This is a genomic window from Paramagnetospirillum kuznetsovii (assembly GCF_003284725.1).
In the GTDB taxonomy this organism is placed as follows: Bacteria; Pseudomonadota; Alphaproteobacteria; order Rhodospirillales; family Magnetospirillaceae; genus Phaeospirillum; species Phaeospirillum kuznetsovii.
The window spans coordinates 23,007-40,243 of the sequence record NZ_PGTO01000011.1 but is presented as its reverse complement, the minus strand read 5'-3'; the positions used below and the strand labels follow the sequence as shown (position 1 = coordinate 40,243).

Below are 17,237 nucleotides of genomic sequence, written 5' to 3'. Positions count from 1 at the left end.
CCATTCCGACCGCCCCGCCCCTCGCACAGGCGATCGAATTCAGCGCGGTGGCGGGAGTGACGGGGCTCGAACCCGCGACCTCCGGCGTGACAGGCCGGCGCTCTGACCAACTGAGCTACACCCCCTCCGCAGCCACCCGCGTGGGTAGGCGTGGTGTAATGCAGGCCCCAGGGCCTGTCAAGCAAACAAGCCCTGCCCCACGCGCTTTTTCCGCTTGCCAGAACGCATGGATTCATGGGGGGAATTTGTTGGATTGGTGGGCGGTGACGGGATCGAACCGCCGACATTCTCGGTGTAAACGAGATGCTCTACCATCTGAGCTAACCGCCCCTGATACCGGTTCTATGGCGAATCCGGTTTTTGGGCAAGCCCCCTCACCGGCCCTGCGGGCCACCCTCTCCCGCGAGGGGAGAGGGCTAGACATCCCTTCCCTCTCCCCTCGCGGGAGAGGGGGCTCCGCTATTGACCGCCCTTCCTTGCCCGCAGCTTGTCCCAATACTCCAGCCGCTTGCCGACGTCGCGCTCGAAGCCGCGCTCCACCGGCCGGTAGAAGCGCTGGCGGGGCATCTCGTCGGGAAAATAGTTCTGGCCCGAAAAGCCGTCGGGGTCGTCGTGGTCGTACTGGTAGCCCTTGCCGTAGCCGATCTCCTTCATCAGCTTGGTGGGCGCGTTCAAGATATGCTTCGGCGGCATCAGCGAGCCGGTGTCCTTGGCCGACTTCATGGCGGCCTTGAAGGCGGCATAAGCGGCGTTGGATTTGGGCGCGGTGCCCAGATAGATCACCAATTGCGCCAGGGCCAGCTCGCCCTCCGGCGATCCCAGGCGTTCATAGACGTCCCAGGCCGCCAGGGCCTGCACCACCGCGTTGGGATCGGCCAGCCCGATATCCTCCACCGCGAAACGGGTCAGCCGCCGGGCGATGAACAGCGGATCCTCGCCACCGGTCAGCATGCGCGCCATCCAATAGAGCGCCGCGTCGGTGTCGGAGCCGCGCAGACTCTTGTGCAACGCGCTGATCAGGTTGTAGTGGCCCTCGCGGTCCTTGTCGTAGGACGGCGCCCGGCGCTGCACGGCCTCGGCCAATTCGGAAGGGCCAAGCACGGGCTCGGGCGGCAGCAACGCCAGATCCTCGGCGAGATTGAGCAGATAGCGGCCGTCGCCGTCGGCCATGGCCTTGACGGCGGCCCGCGCATCGGGATCAAGCGGCAGCTTGCGTCCCAGCGCCGCCTCGGCGCGGTCCAGCAGCGAGTCCAGCGCCGCGTCGTCGAGCCGGTGCAGAACCAAAACCTGGGAGCGCGACAGCAGCGCCGAATTCAGCTCGAAGGAGGGATTCTCGGTGGTGGCCCCCACCAGCACCACGGTGCCGTTTTCCACATAGGGCAGGAAACCGTCCTGCTGGGCCCGGTTGAAGCGGTGGATCTCGTCGACGAACAGCAGGGTGCCCTGCCCTGCTTCCTTGCGCTTGCCCGCCGCCTCGAACACCTTGCGCAGGTCGGCGACGCCGGAGAACACCGCCGACAGCGGCTCGAAATGCAGATCGGTGCGCTCGGCCAGCAGCCTCGCGATGGTGGTCTTGCCGCAGCCCGGCGGCCCCCACAGGATGATGGAGGCCAGCCGTCCCGCCGCCAGCATGCGCCCCAAGGGCGCATTGGCCGCCAGCAGATGGCCTTGCCCCACCACCTCTTCCAGCGCGCCCGGTCGCAGCCGTTCCGCCAGGGGACGATTCTCCTCTTTTTCAAAGAGCGATGTCATGGTGTCCGGCCGTTAAGGTTCTGCCGTCCGATGCGGCCGGGACGGCCGCGCTCCAAGGCACGTCCGCCGCTTGCGGGAGCGCGGGCATCCTGCCCGCATGACTGTAGCGTGGTCATCCCCCGATCGCCTGGGTCATGGTCTCGCCGTCGCGGTTGATGGTGATGCTCCAGCGCGGCCGCTCATTCGTCAATGCCGCCTTGACCTCGGCCACATTGGCCACCGGCTTGTCGTTGATGCGCAAAATCAGATCGCCCGGCTGAACCCCCAGCCGATTGGCCACCGAACCGCGCCGCACCCCCAGCACGAAGACGCCGATCTGCCCGGAATTGATGCCGATCTCCTCGGCCAGGGCCGGGTTGATGTTGACCACCGTCGCCCCGCTGAACGGATTGCGGCCGGTCAGCTCGGTCTGGTCGCGCGGCGGATTTTCCGGCGGCGCGATCAGGCGGACGGTGACTTGGCGCTCCACTCCGGCCCGCAACACCGTCAACTGGGCGTCGCCGCCCACCGGCAGGGTGGCGAGACGGAAGCGCATGCCCTCGGGGTCGTCCACCTCGCGGCCTTGGACGGCGGTGATGACGTCGCCATTTTGTAGGCCAGCCCGCGCCGCCGGAGAATCCTTATAGACGTTGTTGACCAGAACCCCCAGTGGTCGGGGCAGTTTCAAGGCCTGGGCCAGATCGGCGGTGACCGCTTGCCCCCCGGCTCCCAGCCAGGGCCGCACCACCTTGCCGCCCTTGGTGATGCTGGCCACCACGTTGCGCACCAAGGCGGTCGGGATGGCGAAGCCGATGCCGTTGGAGCCGCCGTCCTTGGAATAGATCGCCGTGTTGATGCCGATCAGGCGGCCGTCCATGTCCACCAGGGCGCCGCCGGAATTGCCGGGATTGATGGCAGCGTCGGTCTGGATGAAGGAGCGGAAGTCGGACACCCCCACATTGGTGCGCGCCAGGGCGGAGATAATGCCCTGGGTCACCGTCTGGCCGACGCCGAAGGGATTGCCGATGGCGAGCACCAGATCCCCCACCTCGATCTTGTCGGAATCGCCCAGGACCAGGGTGGGAAAGGTCTCGCCCTTGGATTCGATCTTGACCACGGCCAAGTCGGAGCGCTCGTCCGAACCAACGATGCGGGCCTCGAACTCGCGGCGGTCGGACAGGACCACGGTGACTTCGTCGGCATCCTTGATGACATGGTGATTGGTCACCACCGTGCCGTCGCTGCCCACCAGCACGCCGGAGCCCAGCGAGCTTTGCACCCGGTCCCGCGTCATGCCGGGAACGTCGCCGAAGAAGCGGCGGAAGAACGGGTCGGCGAACATGGGCGAGGCCTGCGCGTGCACCACCCGCTTGGTGTAGATGTTGACCACCGCCGGGGCCACTTGCCGGGCCACCGGAGCGAAGGTCAGTCGGACCTGCTCCTTGGAGGCGGGAACCGCCTGGGTCTGGGCCTGGGCACAGGGCGCGGCAAGGCCCAGCAGGATGACGAGAGTGGCGATACGCTTCATGACGACCCATCCCCATAGGAACATTCCGCCTCCTTATATAAGGGACAGGAATTGCTCGGCAAGAAATGCCCATCCACCGGGGGAGCTTTCCGCCCCTCCGGTGGATGACGACGGGAATGGTCCGTTTGATCAGAACGGGAAGATGATATCGAAGATCTGCTGGCCGTAGCGCGGCTGGCTGACATCGCTGACCAGACCGCGTCCGCCGTAGTAGACGCGGGCCTCGGCGATCTTTTCCGAGGTCACGCTGTTGGACGAGCTGATGTCCTCGGGGCGGATGATGCCCTGGATGGACAGTTCGCGCATTTCGTAGTTCACCCGGAATTCCTGGCGGCCCGAGATCACCAGATTGCCGTTGGGCAGCACCTGGGTGATGACGGCGGCCATGGTCACGCTGATGGCTTCCGTCCGCGCCGTCTTGCCGGTATTGGCGACGCTGGAGGCCGACTTCAGATCGGCGAGGCTGGACAGGCTGAGCGTGTCGGGCAGGATCTTGTTCAGGCTGTTCTCGAAGCCCAGCAGGCTGAAGGGGCTGCCGGTGGTGCTGCTGCCCGCCACTTCCGAACCGGCCCGCGTATTGGTCAGCGTGCTGGTCAGGGTGGCGTTGTCGCTGATGGACACCGAGACGGTCAGGATATCGCCCACATCCTTGGCGCGCTGATCCTTGAAGAAGGCGCGAGCGCCCGGCCGCCACAGGGAATTGGCGTTGATGGGCGGGGCCACCGGCTGCGGCATGGGCATGCTGATGGGCTGGTATCCGGCTTTCTGCGTCGGATTCTGGATGTTGGAAATCTGCGGGCCCGAGCCCACTTCCGACATGCGGGTCATCATATTGCAGGCCGAAAGTTCGGCGACGGCGGCGATGACGGCGATGGCACGCAGCGTCTTGGGGAATGTATCGCGGCGGATCATGATCGGTCCTCCCATCTACTCGTCAGTTGGCCAGGGCGCGCATGCCGCCGGGGATGACGGAGACTTGCCCCGCACCCTCGACCTTGGCATCGACGGTCTGCTTGCTTTGGATATTGGTGACGCGGATGACGTCGCCGGTGCTGCCGTCCTCGACGGCGCGGCCCTGGGCGGTCAGCGTCATGAACTTGTTGCGCACGATCATGGTCACCGCGCTGTTCTTGGCGACCACCACCGGCTTTTGAACCTCGACGGTGCGGATCGGAGCACCGGCGCGCAGCTGATAGCGCGGCTCTTGGCCGATCAGCTGGCGGATACCGGTGACCACGTCGCGACGAATGACTTCCTCGCGCACGTCGACCCACTGGATATCGGCCTCGGTGATGGTGTCGCCGCGCCCCATGGGACGGGCCAGGACCGGGATGCGGGCCGAGGCGAAGACATTGCCCATGACCTTGACGCGGCTGGCGGTCGGCGAACCGGCGGGAACCTCGACCACCGCCGAGAAGCGGTTCATGCGCTGGTCGTAGATCACGTCGCGCACGCCGATGGTCGGCGTGATGCCCGAGGGGACGGTCAGCACCAGGGAGGCGCGGTTGGTGACTTCGACGGAAGCGTTGATGGGGGCGCCTTCCAGACGGAGCGCTTCCTTGATCTCGGTTTCGATGGCGCGGGAGTCAACGGTCTGGCCCGAGCGCTCGACCACCGAACGCTCGAAGGCGTTGGCGGGGCGCCAGTCGATGCCGTAGGACTGGGCCACGGCGGCCAGCCAGCGGGTTTCCAGGGTGACGCGCTTGCCCGGCTGCGGCGCATTGGCCAGCGGGGTCTCCGCCTTGTCGCCGAGATTGTCCCAGAGATCGCCGAGGCGGATGACATCGCCTTCGATGACCACGGCGGGCTTGAGCGAGGGCGGCAGCGAGGCGGCCCAGCCGGCGGCGGAGCCGAGGGCCACCGAGGCGGCGACGGCAAGGGCGGCGAGGGAGGCGCGGGCGAAGGAGCGGGTCATGACGGCCTCACTTCATCTGATTGATGGTGGAGAGCATCTCGTCGGACGCCTGGATCACCTTGGAATTCATTTCATAGGCGCGCTGGGCGCCGATCAGATTGGTGACTTCGGCGACGACGTTGACGTTGGAGGTCTCGAGAAAGCCCTGCAACAGCGAGCCGAAGCCGGGCTTGCCGGGCGGCTGGGTGGAGGGCTGGCCCGAGGCCGGGGTTTCCATGAACAGGTTGTTGCCGCGGGCTTCCAGGCCAGCGTCATTGGCGAAGGTGGCCAGGGTCAACTGGCCCTTCACCTGGCTTTGCACCTGACCGTCCTGCTTGACGATCACCTGGCCGGTGGCGTCCACGGTGACGCCGACCGCGTCGGGGGGAATGGTGATCTGCGGCTGCACCAGATAGCCTTCGTGGGTGACGATATTGCCTTCCGGGGAAAGCTGGAAGGAGCCGTCACGGGTATAGGCGGTCTCGCCCGAGGGCAGCAGGACGCGGAAGTAGCCCTTGCCCTGGATGGCGAGATCCAGCGTGTTGTCGGTGTTCTGGACGCTGCCCTGCTCGGTGATGCGATAGACCGCCGTGGTCTTGACGCCCAGGCCCAACTGCACGCCGGTCGGCACGATGGTGCCGGTATCCGACGACTGCGAGCCGACGCGGCGCAGGTTCTGGTAGAGCAGATCGGCGAATTCAGGACGCCGCCGCGTATAGGCGGTGGTGTTCATGTTCGCGATATTGTTCGAGATCACTTCGACGTTGGTCTGCTGGGCCAGCATGCCGGTGGCGGCGATGTTCAACGAGCGCATGGCGGTAATCCTTCCCCTCGATTTCTATCAAGACGCCTTGGCGTTCGACAGCGTTTGCATGGCTTTCATCTGACGCTCATGCTCGTTGTCGAGCATCTTCTGAACGCCTTGGTATTCGCGCAGGATCTGCGTCATCCGGGTCATTTCGACCACCGGCTGAACGTTGGATTCCTCCATCATTCCCTGGATGACGGCGGGACGCTGGACGGCCTCGGGATCCTGGGTGGTCTCGAACAATCCGTCGCCCGCCTTGCGCAGTTCCTGGTCGTTGGCGAACTTGACCACCTTCAGCTTGGCGACACGGCCATTCTCGGTGGACACGGTGCCCTCCTCGGAAACCTCGATGCGGGTCTCGTTGGGGGCGAAAATGATGGGTTGGTCGCGGTCGTCCATGACGGCGAAGCCCTGTGAATTCACCAGCATGCCGCTCTGGTCCATGCGGAAGTGGCCGTTGCGGCCGTAGCGCATGCCCGATTCGGTCTCGATCTGGAAATAGCCGTCGCCGTGGATGGCGAAATCCAGCGGATTGTCGGTCTTGGTCAGCGGACCTTCGCGAACGTCGCGCAGCACGCCCACATCCTGAACGAAGGACAGCTTGCCGCCAACGGCGCGTTCGGACGAGCGGGTCGGCACCAGAAATTCCCGAAACATCATCTGCTCGCCCTTGAAGCCCATGGTATTGGCATTGGCCATGTTGTTGGCGACAACGTCCAACTGGCGCTGCAAGGCGGCTTGGCGGGAAAGAGCGATATAGGCTGTGTTCTGCATGGTCCAACTCACTGGCAAAGCGGTTCGCCAGATCTCTTGCATCGCCCGTGCCAACTTCATGAAATGGCGGCTTTCCTAGAGTCCTTCAGAAATATGACAGAACCATGGGCGGTGTTGCCGGGCACTTATTGCCGGGCCACCCTTCCCATTGGTATCCTGGGGCCGCTCACGGAGGGGAAGCCACAGGGGCGCGGACCAATGAATTCCGGAAAACGCTAATCTTTCTCGGAATCGCAACCTTCTGTTAACCGCCAAGGGCTAGTTTTTAGAGTGCGCACGACTGGGTTCTCCCGGCTCGGCGCGCCGATCATTCGGAAGAGGGCCATGGCCGAAGACCTGGAAGAAGATTTCGAAGAAGGCGAAGGCTCGGAAGAGTCATCGGATTCGCCGAAAAAAGGCTTACCGATCAAGAAGATCCTGATCATCGTGCTGCCGATCCTACTCTTGGGCGGCGCCGGTGCGGGACTCTACTTCTCGGGCATCCTCGACTCCCTGCTCGGCAAGAAGAAGGCCGACGAGCACGCCACCGAGGAACATGCCCCGGCCGCGCCGCCGCCGCCCAAGGCGGTCCAGGCGGCGGCCTTCATGGACCTGCCGGAAATGCTGGTCAACCTGCAGGCCACCGGCCGCAAGCAGGCCTTCCTCAAGCTGAGGGTGGCGCTGGAGCTGGAAGCCATCACCGATCAGCCGCGCGTCGAACAGATGCTGCCGCGCATCGTGGATAATTTTCAGGTCTATCTGCGCGAATTGCGCATCGAGGATCTTCAGGGCGCGGCGGGCATGCACCTGCTTCGCGAGGAATTGCTGACCCGCGTCAACGCGGCGGTCAAGCCGGTCAAGGTCAGCGACGTATTGTTCAAGGAAATGCTGGTCCAGTAGAGGACCGGCGTAACGCTGGAATGGCAATGGAAGACGAAGGCGGCCAACCCAGAGGCGCCGATGACGAAGAAGCCCTCATGAAGGAATGGGCTGCCATGGCCGGTGACGGCGATGGTGGCGGTGGGGGCGGCGGAGGCGGCGGCGGCGGCGGAGAAGAAGACGGCGGCGCCATGGCCGCCGAATGGGAAGCCATGCTCGGCGCCGGAGATACCGGCGGCGAAACCCAGGCGGCCGTCGCCAAGGATTCCACCCGCGTCCTGAACCAAGACGAAATCGACTCGCTGCTGGGCTTCGACGACGACGGCGGCGGCGCTGGCGACAAGTCGGGCATCCAAGCCATCCTGAATTCCGCACTGGTGTCCTACGAACGCCTTCCCATGCTGGAAGTGGTGTTCGACCGGCTGGTGCGCATGATGTCCACTTCCATGCGCAATTTCACCTCGGACAACGTGGAAGTCTCGCTGGACAACATCTTGTCGCTGCGCTTCGGCGACTATCTGAACTCCATTCCGCTGCCTGCCATGCTGGCGGTGTTCAAGGCCGAGGAATGGGACAATTTCGGTCTGCTGACCGTGGATTCCTCGCTGATCTATTCCATCGTCGACGTGCTGCTGGGCGGACGTCGCGGCACGGCGGCCATGCGCATCGAAGGCCGTCCCTACACCACCATCGAACGCAATCTGGTCGAACGCATGGTCCATGTGGTCCTGTCGGACCTTTCGGCCGCCTTCGACCCGTTGAGCCCGGTCACCTTCCGCTTCGACCGGCTGGAAACCAATCCGCGCTTCGCCACCATCTCGCGCCCCAGCAACGCCGCCATCGTCGCCAAGCTGCGCATCGACATGGAGGATCGCGGCGGACGTCTTGAACTGCTGCTGCCCTACGCCACCTTGGAACCCGTGCGCGAACTTCTGCTGCAGATGTTCATGGGTGAAAAGTTCGGCCGCGACTCCATCTGGGAAACCCACTTGGCCGAAGAGCTGTGGATGACCGAGGTGGAACTGGAAGCCGTGCTGGACGAGCAGGTGATGAATCTGCGCGAGGTTCTGGCTTGGAAGCCAGGCTCCAAGCTGACTCTCAACGCCACCGCCGATTCGCCCATCGACATGCGCTGCGGCGAGATCGCCCTGTTCCGTGGCCGCATGGGACGCAAGGGCCAGCACATCGCCATTCAAGTCGACGACACCAGCCGACGCGACAAGGGGTAAGAGACGTGGATTGGAAGGTCGCACTGGACATCGTGGTTTCGTTGCTGCTGATCGCCACCATCGGCTACGCGGTGATGCTGAACTCGCGCCTGTCCGCTCTGCGCAAGAACCGCGACGACCTCGCCAAGACCATCATCAATTTCAACGAGGCCACCGTCCGGGCCGAATCCTCCATCCCCAAGCTGCGCAAGGCGGCGGAAGACGCCGGACATGCCTTGCAGGAACGGGTGGAAAAGGCCCAATCCTTGCGCGACGATCTCGCCTTCATGATCGAACGCGCCGACACCATGGCCAATCGCTTGGAAAATTCCGTGCGCTCGGCCCGGACCGACGGCAAGGCTTCGGCGCCCACCGCCGCCGTCAGCGCTGCCCCGGGTCCGGCACCGCGTGGCGCCGCCGGCCGCGCTGCCCAGCAGGCCGCCATCGCGGCGGCGGCGGCCGGTGCCGAGCAGGAAAGCGACGAACGCTCGGAAGCCGAGCGCGAATTGCTGCGCGCCCTCCAGTCCATGAGATAGGGGCAAAGCAATGGCAACCAAGCCCCGCAAGCAATCCAAGCCTCAACGCCCGGCCCCAAGGCCCGCGCCGCCGCCCGCCACCACCAATGCGCCTGGCCATCAGGAAAACGGCCGCCCGCCCATCGTCCGGGTGCTTCCGGTCCTGATCTTCGTCGGCGTCCTGATGCTGTCGGTGCGGGTCACCGATATCTTCAAGGGCGTGTTCGGCATGGGCTCGCTGTCCGTGGCCGAATTGCAGGCCCAGCAGCCGCCCAAGCCCAATGCCACGCCGCCGCAGCCCCCCGCCACGCCCGCCGCCGCCAAGGCCGAGGCGCCGCCCCCCGCCGCCCCGGCCGCCACACCGGCCAATGCCCCGGCCGCCACCAGCGCCGCGCCCCGCGACGGCGGCGGCATGACCCAGACCGAAATGGACGTCCTGCAAAAACTTCAAGAGCGACGCGGCACCCTGGATGTGCGCGAGCGCGACATCGAACGGCGCGAGGCCCTGCTGAAGGCCGCCGAGGACCAGATCGACCGCAAGGTCGCCGAGATGAAGACGCTGCAACACACCATCGAAGGTCTGTTGCGCCAATACAACGACCAGGAAGACAACAAAATGCGGTCGTTGGTGAAGATTTATGAAAATATGAAGCCCAAGGAAGCAGCGAAAATCTTTGAACAGCTTGACATGAGCATCCTGCTGGAAGTGCTGGAGCGCATGAAAGAGCAGAAGGTCGCGCCGATCTTGGCTGAGATGGACCCGTCAAAGGCCAAGGGTGTTACTTCGGAATTGGCGCAAAGACGCCAGATACCGATGCCGAAAGTGGCCCCGGGCGGGTAATTAATGTCGATTGCATAAAAAATGACTTGCGCAAGTGCCTATCCCTATCTTAACTAGGAAAATTGTGGGTTACCGGCATCTTAGGCTCTGGTGCCAGGTGTCTCGAAGGAGCGGATGAATGGCTGTCGATAAGAATATGAACGTCCTCATCGTGGATGATTACAAGACGATGTTGCGAATCATCCGTAACCTGCTCAAGCAGCTTGGTTTCAACAACGTTGATGAAGCCACCGACGGCGCCATGGCGCTGCAGATGCTTCGCGTCGGTACTTATGGTCTTGTGATTTCCGACTGGAACATGGAGCCCATGACCGGCCTGCAGCTGCTGCGCGAAGTCCGCGCCGATCCCAAGCTGAAGCCGGTTCCCTTCATCATGGTCACGGCCGAATCCAAGTCGGAAAACGTCATCGCGGCCAAGGAAGCCGGCGTTTCCAACTATATCGTCAAGCCGTTCAACGCCGAGACGTTGAAGACCAAGATGACCAGCGTGTTGGGCGACTTCTAACTCTGAAGGAGCCAGGGACCATGCCGGCGAAGGGCGTTGACCGCGATCTGGAACTGCGATTAGACGCCATTCGCCAGGAGCATGGCGATACCGTTCACGTCGATAAAATCGGAGAAGTGGTGCGGGCCATGCTCGACACCATGACCGGCGACATCAACGCCGGTGATCTCCGCCTTTATCGTGAACTGGAATCCCTGTCCAAGTACATCCACGCCGCCAAGGAAGAGATCGCCGCCCTTCGTCCCGGCGAGATCAAGAACGAGTTCATCGCTTCGGCCACCGATGAGCTGGATGCCATCGTCGGCGCCACCGAGGCCGCCACCAATGAGATCATGGACGCCGCCGAAAGCCTTGGCAGCCTGTCTCCCATGATCGATCAGGACGTGGCCAACCGACTCGACGAGATCACCACCCGCATCTTCGAGGCCTGTACCTTCCAAGACATCACGGGTCAGCGCATCACCAAGGTGGTCAAGGCCTTGAAGGATATCGAGGACCGGGTCGAAAGCCTCGTCAAGATGTTCGGCGGTGAAATCGAAAGCGCCAAGGAGGGCGACGGCGCGCCCAAGCCCCTGACCGACGAGGATCTCCTCAACGGCCCGCAGCTGCCCGGCAACGGCACCAATCAGGCCGATATCGACGCGCTGCTCGCCAGCTTCGACTAGCCGGGCCGTCTTCCCATGGAGGCTGCAAGCCAAGCCAGCGGCGGAAGACGGATGGCGGTGCCGCTCTTCATCCGCGTCATCATCCTCCTGCTTGCGCTGCTCGCCCCCATCGGCGTCGCCATCGCCCAATCTTCCCCCAGGGCCGCCGAACATGACGGATACGGCCGCATGGTGTTCGACTGGGACGGGCCGGTTAAATTTTCCGCTGATGTCGTCAATAACCAATTGGTGGTTCGCTTCGACAAGCCCATCGCCGGTGATCCCAAGGTGGTGCTCAAGCCGCTGTCGCGTTACCTGAAGGGCGTCACCCTCAGTCCCGACCGCAAGATGGCGACCTTTCCCCTGGCGGTTCCGGTCCAGATCAAAAGCTTTCAGACCAGCACCTCGGTGGTGGTCGATCTGGTGGAAAGCAAGAACCAGACAAGCTCAACCGCGCCCGCTCCGACGCCCGCCACCGAGACGCCGAAAGACCCGAAGCCCCCGGCCGCCGCCGCCCCTCCGGCCCCGCCGCCCACGGCCGTCGAAGCCACCGGCCCCGCCATCGATCTGATGGTGCGCGGCGGCGAGCACACCGGCTTCAACCGGCTGGTGTTCGATTGGCCAAAGCCGGTCGGCTATTCGGTGGACGAGGCCGGAGGCAAGGTCTCCATCAATTTCGACCGGCTGGCCAATGTCAACGTCACCTCGCTGAAGGCGTCCCTGCCCCCCGATGTCTCCTATCTGGAATCGAAGACGGTCGGCAAGGGAACCTCAGTCTCATTGGCGCTGCCGCCCGGCATGCGGGTTCGGCACTTTACCTCCGGTCCACGGGTCGCCGTCGATCTGGTCCGCCCCGCCGGGGCCGCCCCTCCCCCCCGTGCCAATGGCGGCACACCACCTCCCTTGGCGCCGACGCTGGGCTCCGAGGAGCAACCTCCGTCGCTCAAGCCGTTGGCGCCGCCCCCTCCCACGAATGGCAAGGCGAACGGCGAGTCCAAGGCGGCCAACGGCACGCCGGCGGCCGAACCTGCTCCGGCCGCGCCTGCCGATGGGAAGTCGGTCAGCCTCGGCTTTTCCTTCGACAAGCCGACCGGGGCCGCGGTATTCCGTCGCGCCGGGTGGTTGTGGGCGGTCTTCGATCTCAAGGTCGAGGTGGACACCAAGCTTTTGAAGCGGACCGGCGGCGATGTGGTTCTGCATGTGGAGCAGATCCAGGGCTTCAAGGGCACCGCTGTCCGCATGATCACCCGCCCCGGCTTCAACCCTTCCATCCGCAAGGAAGGCCAGTTGTGGGTTCTGGACATCCAGGAGCAGCCGCTGGCGCCCAAGGTGGGGGCCGAGGTCAAGACTCAGATGGATTTCCAGGATCGCGGACGGGTGGTGATCGCCATGGCCGACGGTTCGCCCGCCATGGTGCTGAAGGATCCCGAGGTCGGCGATTCCATTCAGATCGTGACGGTGCCGACCATCGGTCTCGGCGTTCGTGGCGGACGGGAATATCCCGGCCTGGAGATTCTGCCCACCGCCCAGGGCGCCGCCGCCGTCATGCGCACGGATGCCGCCCGCCTGGACGTCAACAAGGCGACCGTCGAAGCCACCATGCCCGGCGGCCTCTACCTGTCCGGTCTGGCGCCCGGCGCTACCCCAGAGGAATCGGGCGGTATGCCCGACGCCAAGATGGGCGCCGATGCCATGGCGACCGGGCCGTTGGAAATTCCAAAATGGCTGCGTGGCGGCAACGACAAATTCGTCGATGAACATCGAAAGCTGCAAAGCCGCCTGACCTTCGTGCGGCCCGACGACAAGAATGCCCAGCGCCTTGAAATAGCCCGTCATTACGTGGCCAACGGCTTTGGCGCCGAGGCCCTGGGCGTGCTCAAGATCATGGCCGCCGCCGATCCCAACGTGGTCGACACGCCGGCCTATCGCGCCGTTCGAGGCGCCGCCAATTTCCTGATGTATCGGGATGCCGACGCCATCGCCGACCTGTCCTTGCCTGCCTTGAAAGGCGATGCCACCGTCCAGTTGTTCCTGGCCGCCGCCAGTGCCCGTTCACTGCCCGATCCCAACAAGCACGCCTTGGTGCTGCGCTTGGCGCCGGAAGACATCAAGGGCTGGCCGCGCAGCCTGCGCATGGGTATCGGCGAGGTGGCGGCCAAGACCGTGGCGGCGGCGGGCGACGGCAAGGGCGCCGCCAAGATCGTCGACGCCATGATGGGCCCCGGTCTTTCCCGCCGCGATGTGGGCAAGATCTCCTATCTCGCGGGTTTGGCCGCCGTGGCGGGCAAGCAGTACGAACAGGCCATCACCCGCTTCCGCGACGCCGAGGCCAGCGAGAGCCGCCCCGACCGCGCCTATGCCGCCCGGGACCGCATCGAATTGATGCTGCGCCTCAAGAAAATGACCCCGTCCGAAGCCATCAGCGAATTCGAGAAGCTGCGCTTCGCCTGGCGCGGCGAGGATTTCGAATACCAGTTGATGAAGCGCCTTGGACAGTTGCAGATCGCGGCCGGACGCTATGGCGAAGGCCTGCGCAGCATGCATAGCCTTGCCGCCAATTACCCCGACAATCCCGATATCCCGAACGTCACCGAGGAAATGAACGAGGCTTTCAATAAGCTGTTCCTGGCGGGAGAGGCCGACAAGCTTCAGCCGGTGGTGGCCATCGGCCTTTATGACGAGTTCCAGGAGCTGACGCCCACGGGCACCAAGGGCGACGAGATGATCCGTCGTCTGGCCGACCGGCTGGCGGCGGTGGACCTGTTGGATCGGGCGGGCGAGTTGCTGCGCCATCAAGTGGAGTTCCGCTTGTCCGGGCTGGACAAGGCCCGCGTCGGCGCCCGTCTCGCCTTCCTCAACATCTCCGACCGCAAGCCCGGCCTGGCGCTGGAAGCCCTGGAGGCCAGCGAGGTTCCGGATATTCCCGCCGATCTGGCGGCCCAACGCCGCTATCTCCGGGTCCAGGCCCTCGACGATCTCGGCCGCACCGCCGAGGCGCTGGCCCTGATCATCAACGACCAGAGCGATCCGGCCCGCAAGCTGCGCGGCGACATCTACTGGCACCAAAAGCGCTGGCCCGACGCCGCCGCCACCCTGGAAAGCACCATCGAGAAGCCGCCGGGCAACAAGCCGCTGGACCCCGTCATGGCCCGCCGCCTGCTCGACACCGCCATCGCCATGACCCTGGGACGCGACGAGCGCGGCCTGACCCGTCTGCGGCGGACCTATGGACCGCTGATGGCCAGCACCGAATGGAAGGAAGCCTTCGACTTGCTGACCAGCGAGGCCGAGCGGGGAATCATCGACTACCGCCGGGTCGGCGAGAAGATCAAGCAGGTCCAGGACTTCCAGACCTTCATGAACGAATGGCAGAAGCGGGTCAAAACCTCCGGCCTTTCCTCAATCAATTAAGGCAATAGGCCTTTCCTAGCGGCGAACGGCAATCTATGCTCTGCCCAAGTTGAAAGGGCTAGCACGCTGTGTCGATTGATTGGTTCTCCAAACGCTATTGCCAACTCAGAATCAATTATCGCATCGCGGTGCTGGTGATCGCCTGCTTCCTGCCTGCGTGGCTCTATGTCGCCTACAGCAGCTGGACGAATCATGTCCGCCAGCGCGACGCCTTGGCGGGCTCGCTTCAGTCGAGCACCAGCGCGCTATTGAGCGATATGGAAACGGTCATCGCCACATCCGAGGCCGCCCTGAAGGCGCTGGCGACGTCACCATACCTTGAACAGAACGACTTCGCCGGTTTCCACGCCCAGGCGCGCAAGGTCTTGCCGCAGACCTCCGGCTTGAATTTCGTGTTGCTGGCCTCCGATGGGAGCCAGATCGTCAACACCTTGAAGCCCTATGGCGAACCCTTGCCACGTCAAATCCCGGACTTCTTCTTCCAAGTCCGAGACTCCGGAAAAATGGTCTTGTCGGACCTTTTCGTCGGTCCGGTTCTCAATCGGCCGCTGGTCGCCCTGGCCCTGCCCATATTCCGCCAGGACCAGATGGCCTTCGTCCTGACCATATCCCTGAACGCCGACACTTTTTCACCTACCTTGGATCGGCAAGCACGCCCCGCGCCTTGGATATCGGGAGTGTTCGACAGTAGCGGGACCATTGTCGCCCGCAGTCTGTCACCGGAAAAATACGTGGGCCAGAAGGGGGTACGGGCGATCCTTGACTCCCTGAACGGACCGTCCGCCGGAGTGGTGGAGACCTATATCCTAGAGGGCACCGGCGTCATGCTCGCCTATCACCGCTCGGCCCGTTACGGCTGGACCGCGGCCATCGCCGTGCCAAGGAACGTCTTGGAAGCCGAAATCAACCACTCACTCTGGCTCGGCGCGATTGGCGGCATGCTGGTTCTGATCACCGGACTTCTGCTCGCCCAGAAAATGGCGCGCGATATCACCGGCCCCATTGGCGCCCTGATTTTTCCGGCCTTGGCCATGGGAAACGGCGAACAGGTATCGCTGCCGCCCCTGGGATTGAAGGAGGCCGACGAGGTCGGCCAAGCCATGACCGCCGCCGCCGCTCTCATCCAGCAGCGCACCATGGAGCGCGATCTGGCGCGCAACAAGGAAATCGAGATTTCCGAGGAGAGGGCGGCGCTGCGGGCCTTGAATGACATCGCGGCGCTTCCCAACGCCGACGCCAGCGATCAATTGACAAAGTCCCTGGCTCTGGGCGCCAAGCATCTTGGTCTGCCGCTCGGCATCATCAGCCACATTGAAAGCGACGCCTATACCATCCTTCACCATGAGGGCGGCACCGAGGGCGAGCTTCACAATGGGCAGGTCTTCAGCCTCGGCGATACCTATTGCGCCCTGACCATGAACGCCAATGACGTGGTCGCGGTGTCCCACATGGCGGTATCGCCCCATGCCGGGCACCCTTGCTACAAGACCTTCAGTCTCGAGGCCTATATCGGCGCCCCCGTCACCGTGCGCGGCCGGGGCTTTGGAACCGTGAACTTCAGTTCGCCCACTCCCCGGTCGCGTCCATTCGATGACGGCGACATCGAATTCATGCGCCTGCTGGCCCGCTGGATCGGGGCCGTCTTGGAACGCGACCTTTCCAATCAGGAAATTCTCGCAGCCAAGGACGCCGCCGAGGCCGCCCAGAGCAATCTGGCCCTGGAAGCCCACAAGCTTGCCCAATCCAATGCCGATCTTGAGCAATTCGCCTATGTGGCCTCGCATGACCTGCGCACTCCACTTCGAAACATCATCAGCTATTCGCAATTGCTGGAGCATCGCTATAAGGAGCGATTGGATTCCGACGCCGACGAATTCATCGGCTTCATCGTCGACAACGGCAAGCGAATGACGGTGCTGATCACCGACCTGCTGGAATATTCCCGCATCGCCAGCCAGTCCAAGCAACTGATGCCGGTGGCGGCGGCGGACTCCCTGCGCCAGGCCCTCGATAATCTGCGCACCACCATCGAGGAGGAAGGCGTGGAGATCAGCGTCGGCGCGATGCCAGTGGTGATGTCGGAGCCCTCTCTCATGGTCAGCCTGTTTCAAAACCTGCTGGGCAATGGCATCAAATACCGCCACCCCGACCGCAAGCCCCGCCTTTCCGTCGCGGCGCAGAGGCTGGACGACGGCCCATGGCGATTTTCGGTCGCCGACAACGGCATCGGCATCGAGCCGCAATATTTCGACAAGATCTTCGAAATCTTCCAGCGCCTGGCCCCCAATTCCGATACTGTCGGCACCGGCATCGGCCTCGCCATGTGCCGCCGCATCGTCCATCGCTGCAATGGCGCCATCTGGCTGGAATCCAATCCCGATGGTGGAACCACCTTCTTCTTTACTCTTGAGGACGGCGCCGTCTCCCCGCGAGTTTAGCGATCAAATCCGTTGGGCCATGGGCGTCGCGCCGCTATAGTACCCCGGTTCTGGCGAATGGAGATTGGCATGGCGGCGTGGG

The 17,237-nt window shown here is 63.9% G+C and carries 14 protein-coding genes and 2 tRNA genes; 8 read left to right on the top strand and 8 right to left on the bottom strand.

What is annotated here, in order from left to right:
- Window positions 1-48: 48 nt before the first annotated feature.
- The 8 genes from CU669_RS13970 to flgF form a co-directional block, all read right to left on the bottom strand.
- Window positions 49-125 (bottom strand) — tRNA-Asp (locus CU669_RS13970).
- Between the two features lie 129 nt (window positions 126-254).
- Window positions 255-330, bottom strand: a tRNA-Val gene (locus CU669_RS13965).
- Window positions 331-459: 129 nt separating this feature from the next.
- Window positions 460-1,752, bottom strand: coding sequence for a replication-associated recombination protein A (locus CU669_RS13960; protein ID WP_112145738.1), 1,293 nt, complete (start codon window positions 1,750-1,752; stop codon window positions 460-462).
- Window positions 1,753-1,864: 112 nt separating this feature from the next.
- Window positions 1,865-3,259 carry a DegQ family serine endoprotease gene (locus CU669_RS13955; RefSeq protein ID WP_239988718.1) on the bottom strand — a complete coding sequence of 465 codons (1,395 nt, stop codon included), beginning with the start codon at window positions 3,257-3,259 and terminating at the stop codon, window positions 1,865-1,867.
- A 129-nt stretch (window positions 3,260-3,388) separates the two neighbouring features.
- The gene (flgH, locus tag CU669_RS13950) at window positions 3,389-4,171 is read right to left on the bottom strand and encodes a flagellar basal body L-ring protein FlgH (RefSeq protein ID WP_112145891.1); all 783 of its coding nucleotides are present in this window, start codon (window positions 4,169-4,171) and stop codon (window positions 3,389-3,391) included.
- Window positions 4,172-4,193: 22 nt separating this feature from the next.
- Entirely contained in the window at window positions 4,194-5,174 is a 981-nt protein-coding gene (gene flgA, locus CU669_RS13945) for a flagellar basal body P-ring formation chaperone FlgA (RefSeq protein ID WP_112145734.1), read from the bottom strand.
- A 7-nt stretch (window positions 5,175-5,181) separates the two neighbouring features.
- Entirely contained in the window at window positions 5,182-5,967 is a 786-nt protein-coding gene (gene flgG, locus CU669_RS13940) for a flagellar basal-body rod protein FlgG (protein ID WP_112145732.1), read from the bottom strand.
- Between the two features lie 27 nt (window positions 5,968-5,994).
- The gene (gene flgF / locus CU669_RS13935; protein WP_112145730.1) at window positions 5,995-6,735 is read right to left on the bottom strand and encodes a flagellar basal-body rod protein FlgF; all 741 of its coding nucleotides are present in this window, start codon (window positions 6,733-6,735) and stop codon (window positions 5,995-5,997) included.
- A 324-nt stretch (window positions 6,736-7,059) separates the two neighbouring features.
- Here flgF and CU669_RS13930 point away from each other — a divergent pair, with 324 nt between their 5' ends.
- The 8 genes from CU669_RS13930 (at window position 7,060) to CU669_RS21385 (ending at window position 17,155) form a co-directional block, all read left to right on the top strand.
- A complete protein-coding gene (locus tag CU669_RS13930) occupies window positions 7,060-7,614 on the top strand; it encodes a flagellar basal body-associated FliL family protein (protein WP_112145728.1) in 555 nt (184 codons plus the stop codon).
- A gap of 20 nt (window positions 7,615-7,634) precedes the next feature.
- Entirely contained in the window at window positions 7,635-8,822 is a 1,188-nt protein-coding gene (gene fliM, locus CU669_RS13925; protein WP_112145726.1) for a flagellar motor switch protein FliM, read from the top strand.
- Window positions 8,823-8,827: 5 nt separating this feature from the next.
- On the top strand, window positions 8,828-9,337 hold the full coding sequence (locus CU669_RS13920) for a DUF6468 domain-containing protein (protein ID WP_112145724.1): 510 nt from the start codon (window positions 8,828-8,830) through the stop codon (window positions 9,335-9,337).
- Window positions 9,338-9,347: 10 nt separating this feature from the next.
- Window positions 9,348-10,157, top strand: a complete 810-nt coding sequence (locus CU669_RS13915) for a MotE family protein (protein ID WP_112145722.1) — start codon at window positions 9,348-9,350, stop codon at window positions 10,155-10,157.
- Window positions 10,158-10,275: 118 nt separating this feature from the next.
- Window positions 10,276-10,662 (top strand): response regulator, encoded by a 387-nt coding sequence (locus CU669_RS13910; protein ID WP_068489845.1) that lies wholly within the window; start codon window positions 10,276-10,278, stop codon window positions 10,660-10,662.
- A 20-nt stretch (window positions 10,663-10,682) separates the two neighbouring features.
- The gene (locus CU669_RS13905) at window positions 10,683-11,327 is read left to right on the top strand and encodes a protein phosphatase CheZ (RefSeq protein WP_112145720.1); all 645 of its coding nucleotides are present in this window, start codon (window positions 10,683-10,685) and stop codon (window positions 11,325-11,327) included.
- A 51-nt stretch (window positions 11,328-11,378) separates the two neighbouring features.
- Window positions 11,379-14,717 (top strand): tetratricopeptide repeat protein, encoded by a 3,339-nt coding sequence (locus CU669_RS13900; RefSeq protein ID WP_112145718.1) that lies wholly within the window; start codon window positions 11,379-11,381, stop codon window positions 14,715-14,717.
- 68 nt (window positions 14,718-14,785) lie between these two features.
- Window positions 14,786-17,155, top strand: a complete 2,370-nt coding sequence (locus tag CU669_RS21385) for an ATP-binding protein (RefSeq protein ID WP_161539670.1) — start codon at window positions 14,786-14,788, stop codon at window positions 17,153-17,155.
- Window positions 17,156-17,237: the final 82 nt, after the last annotated feature.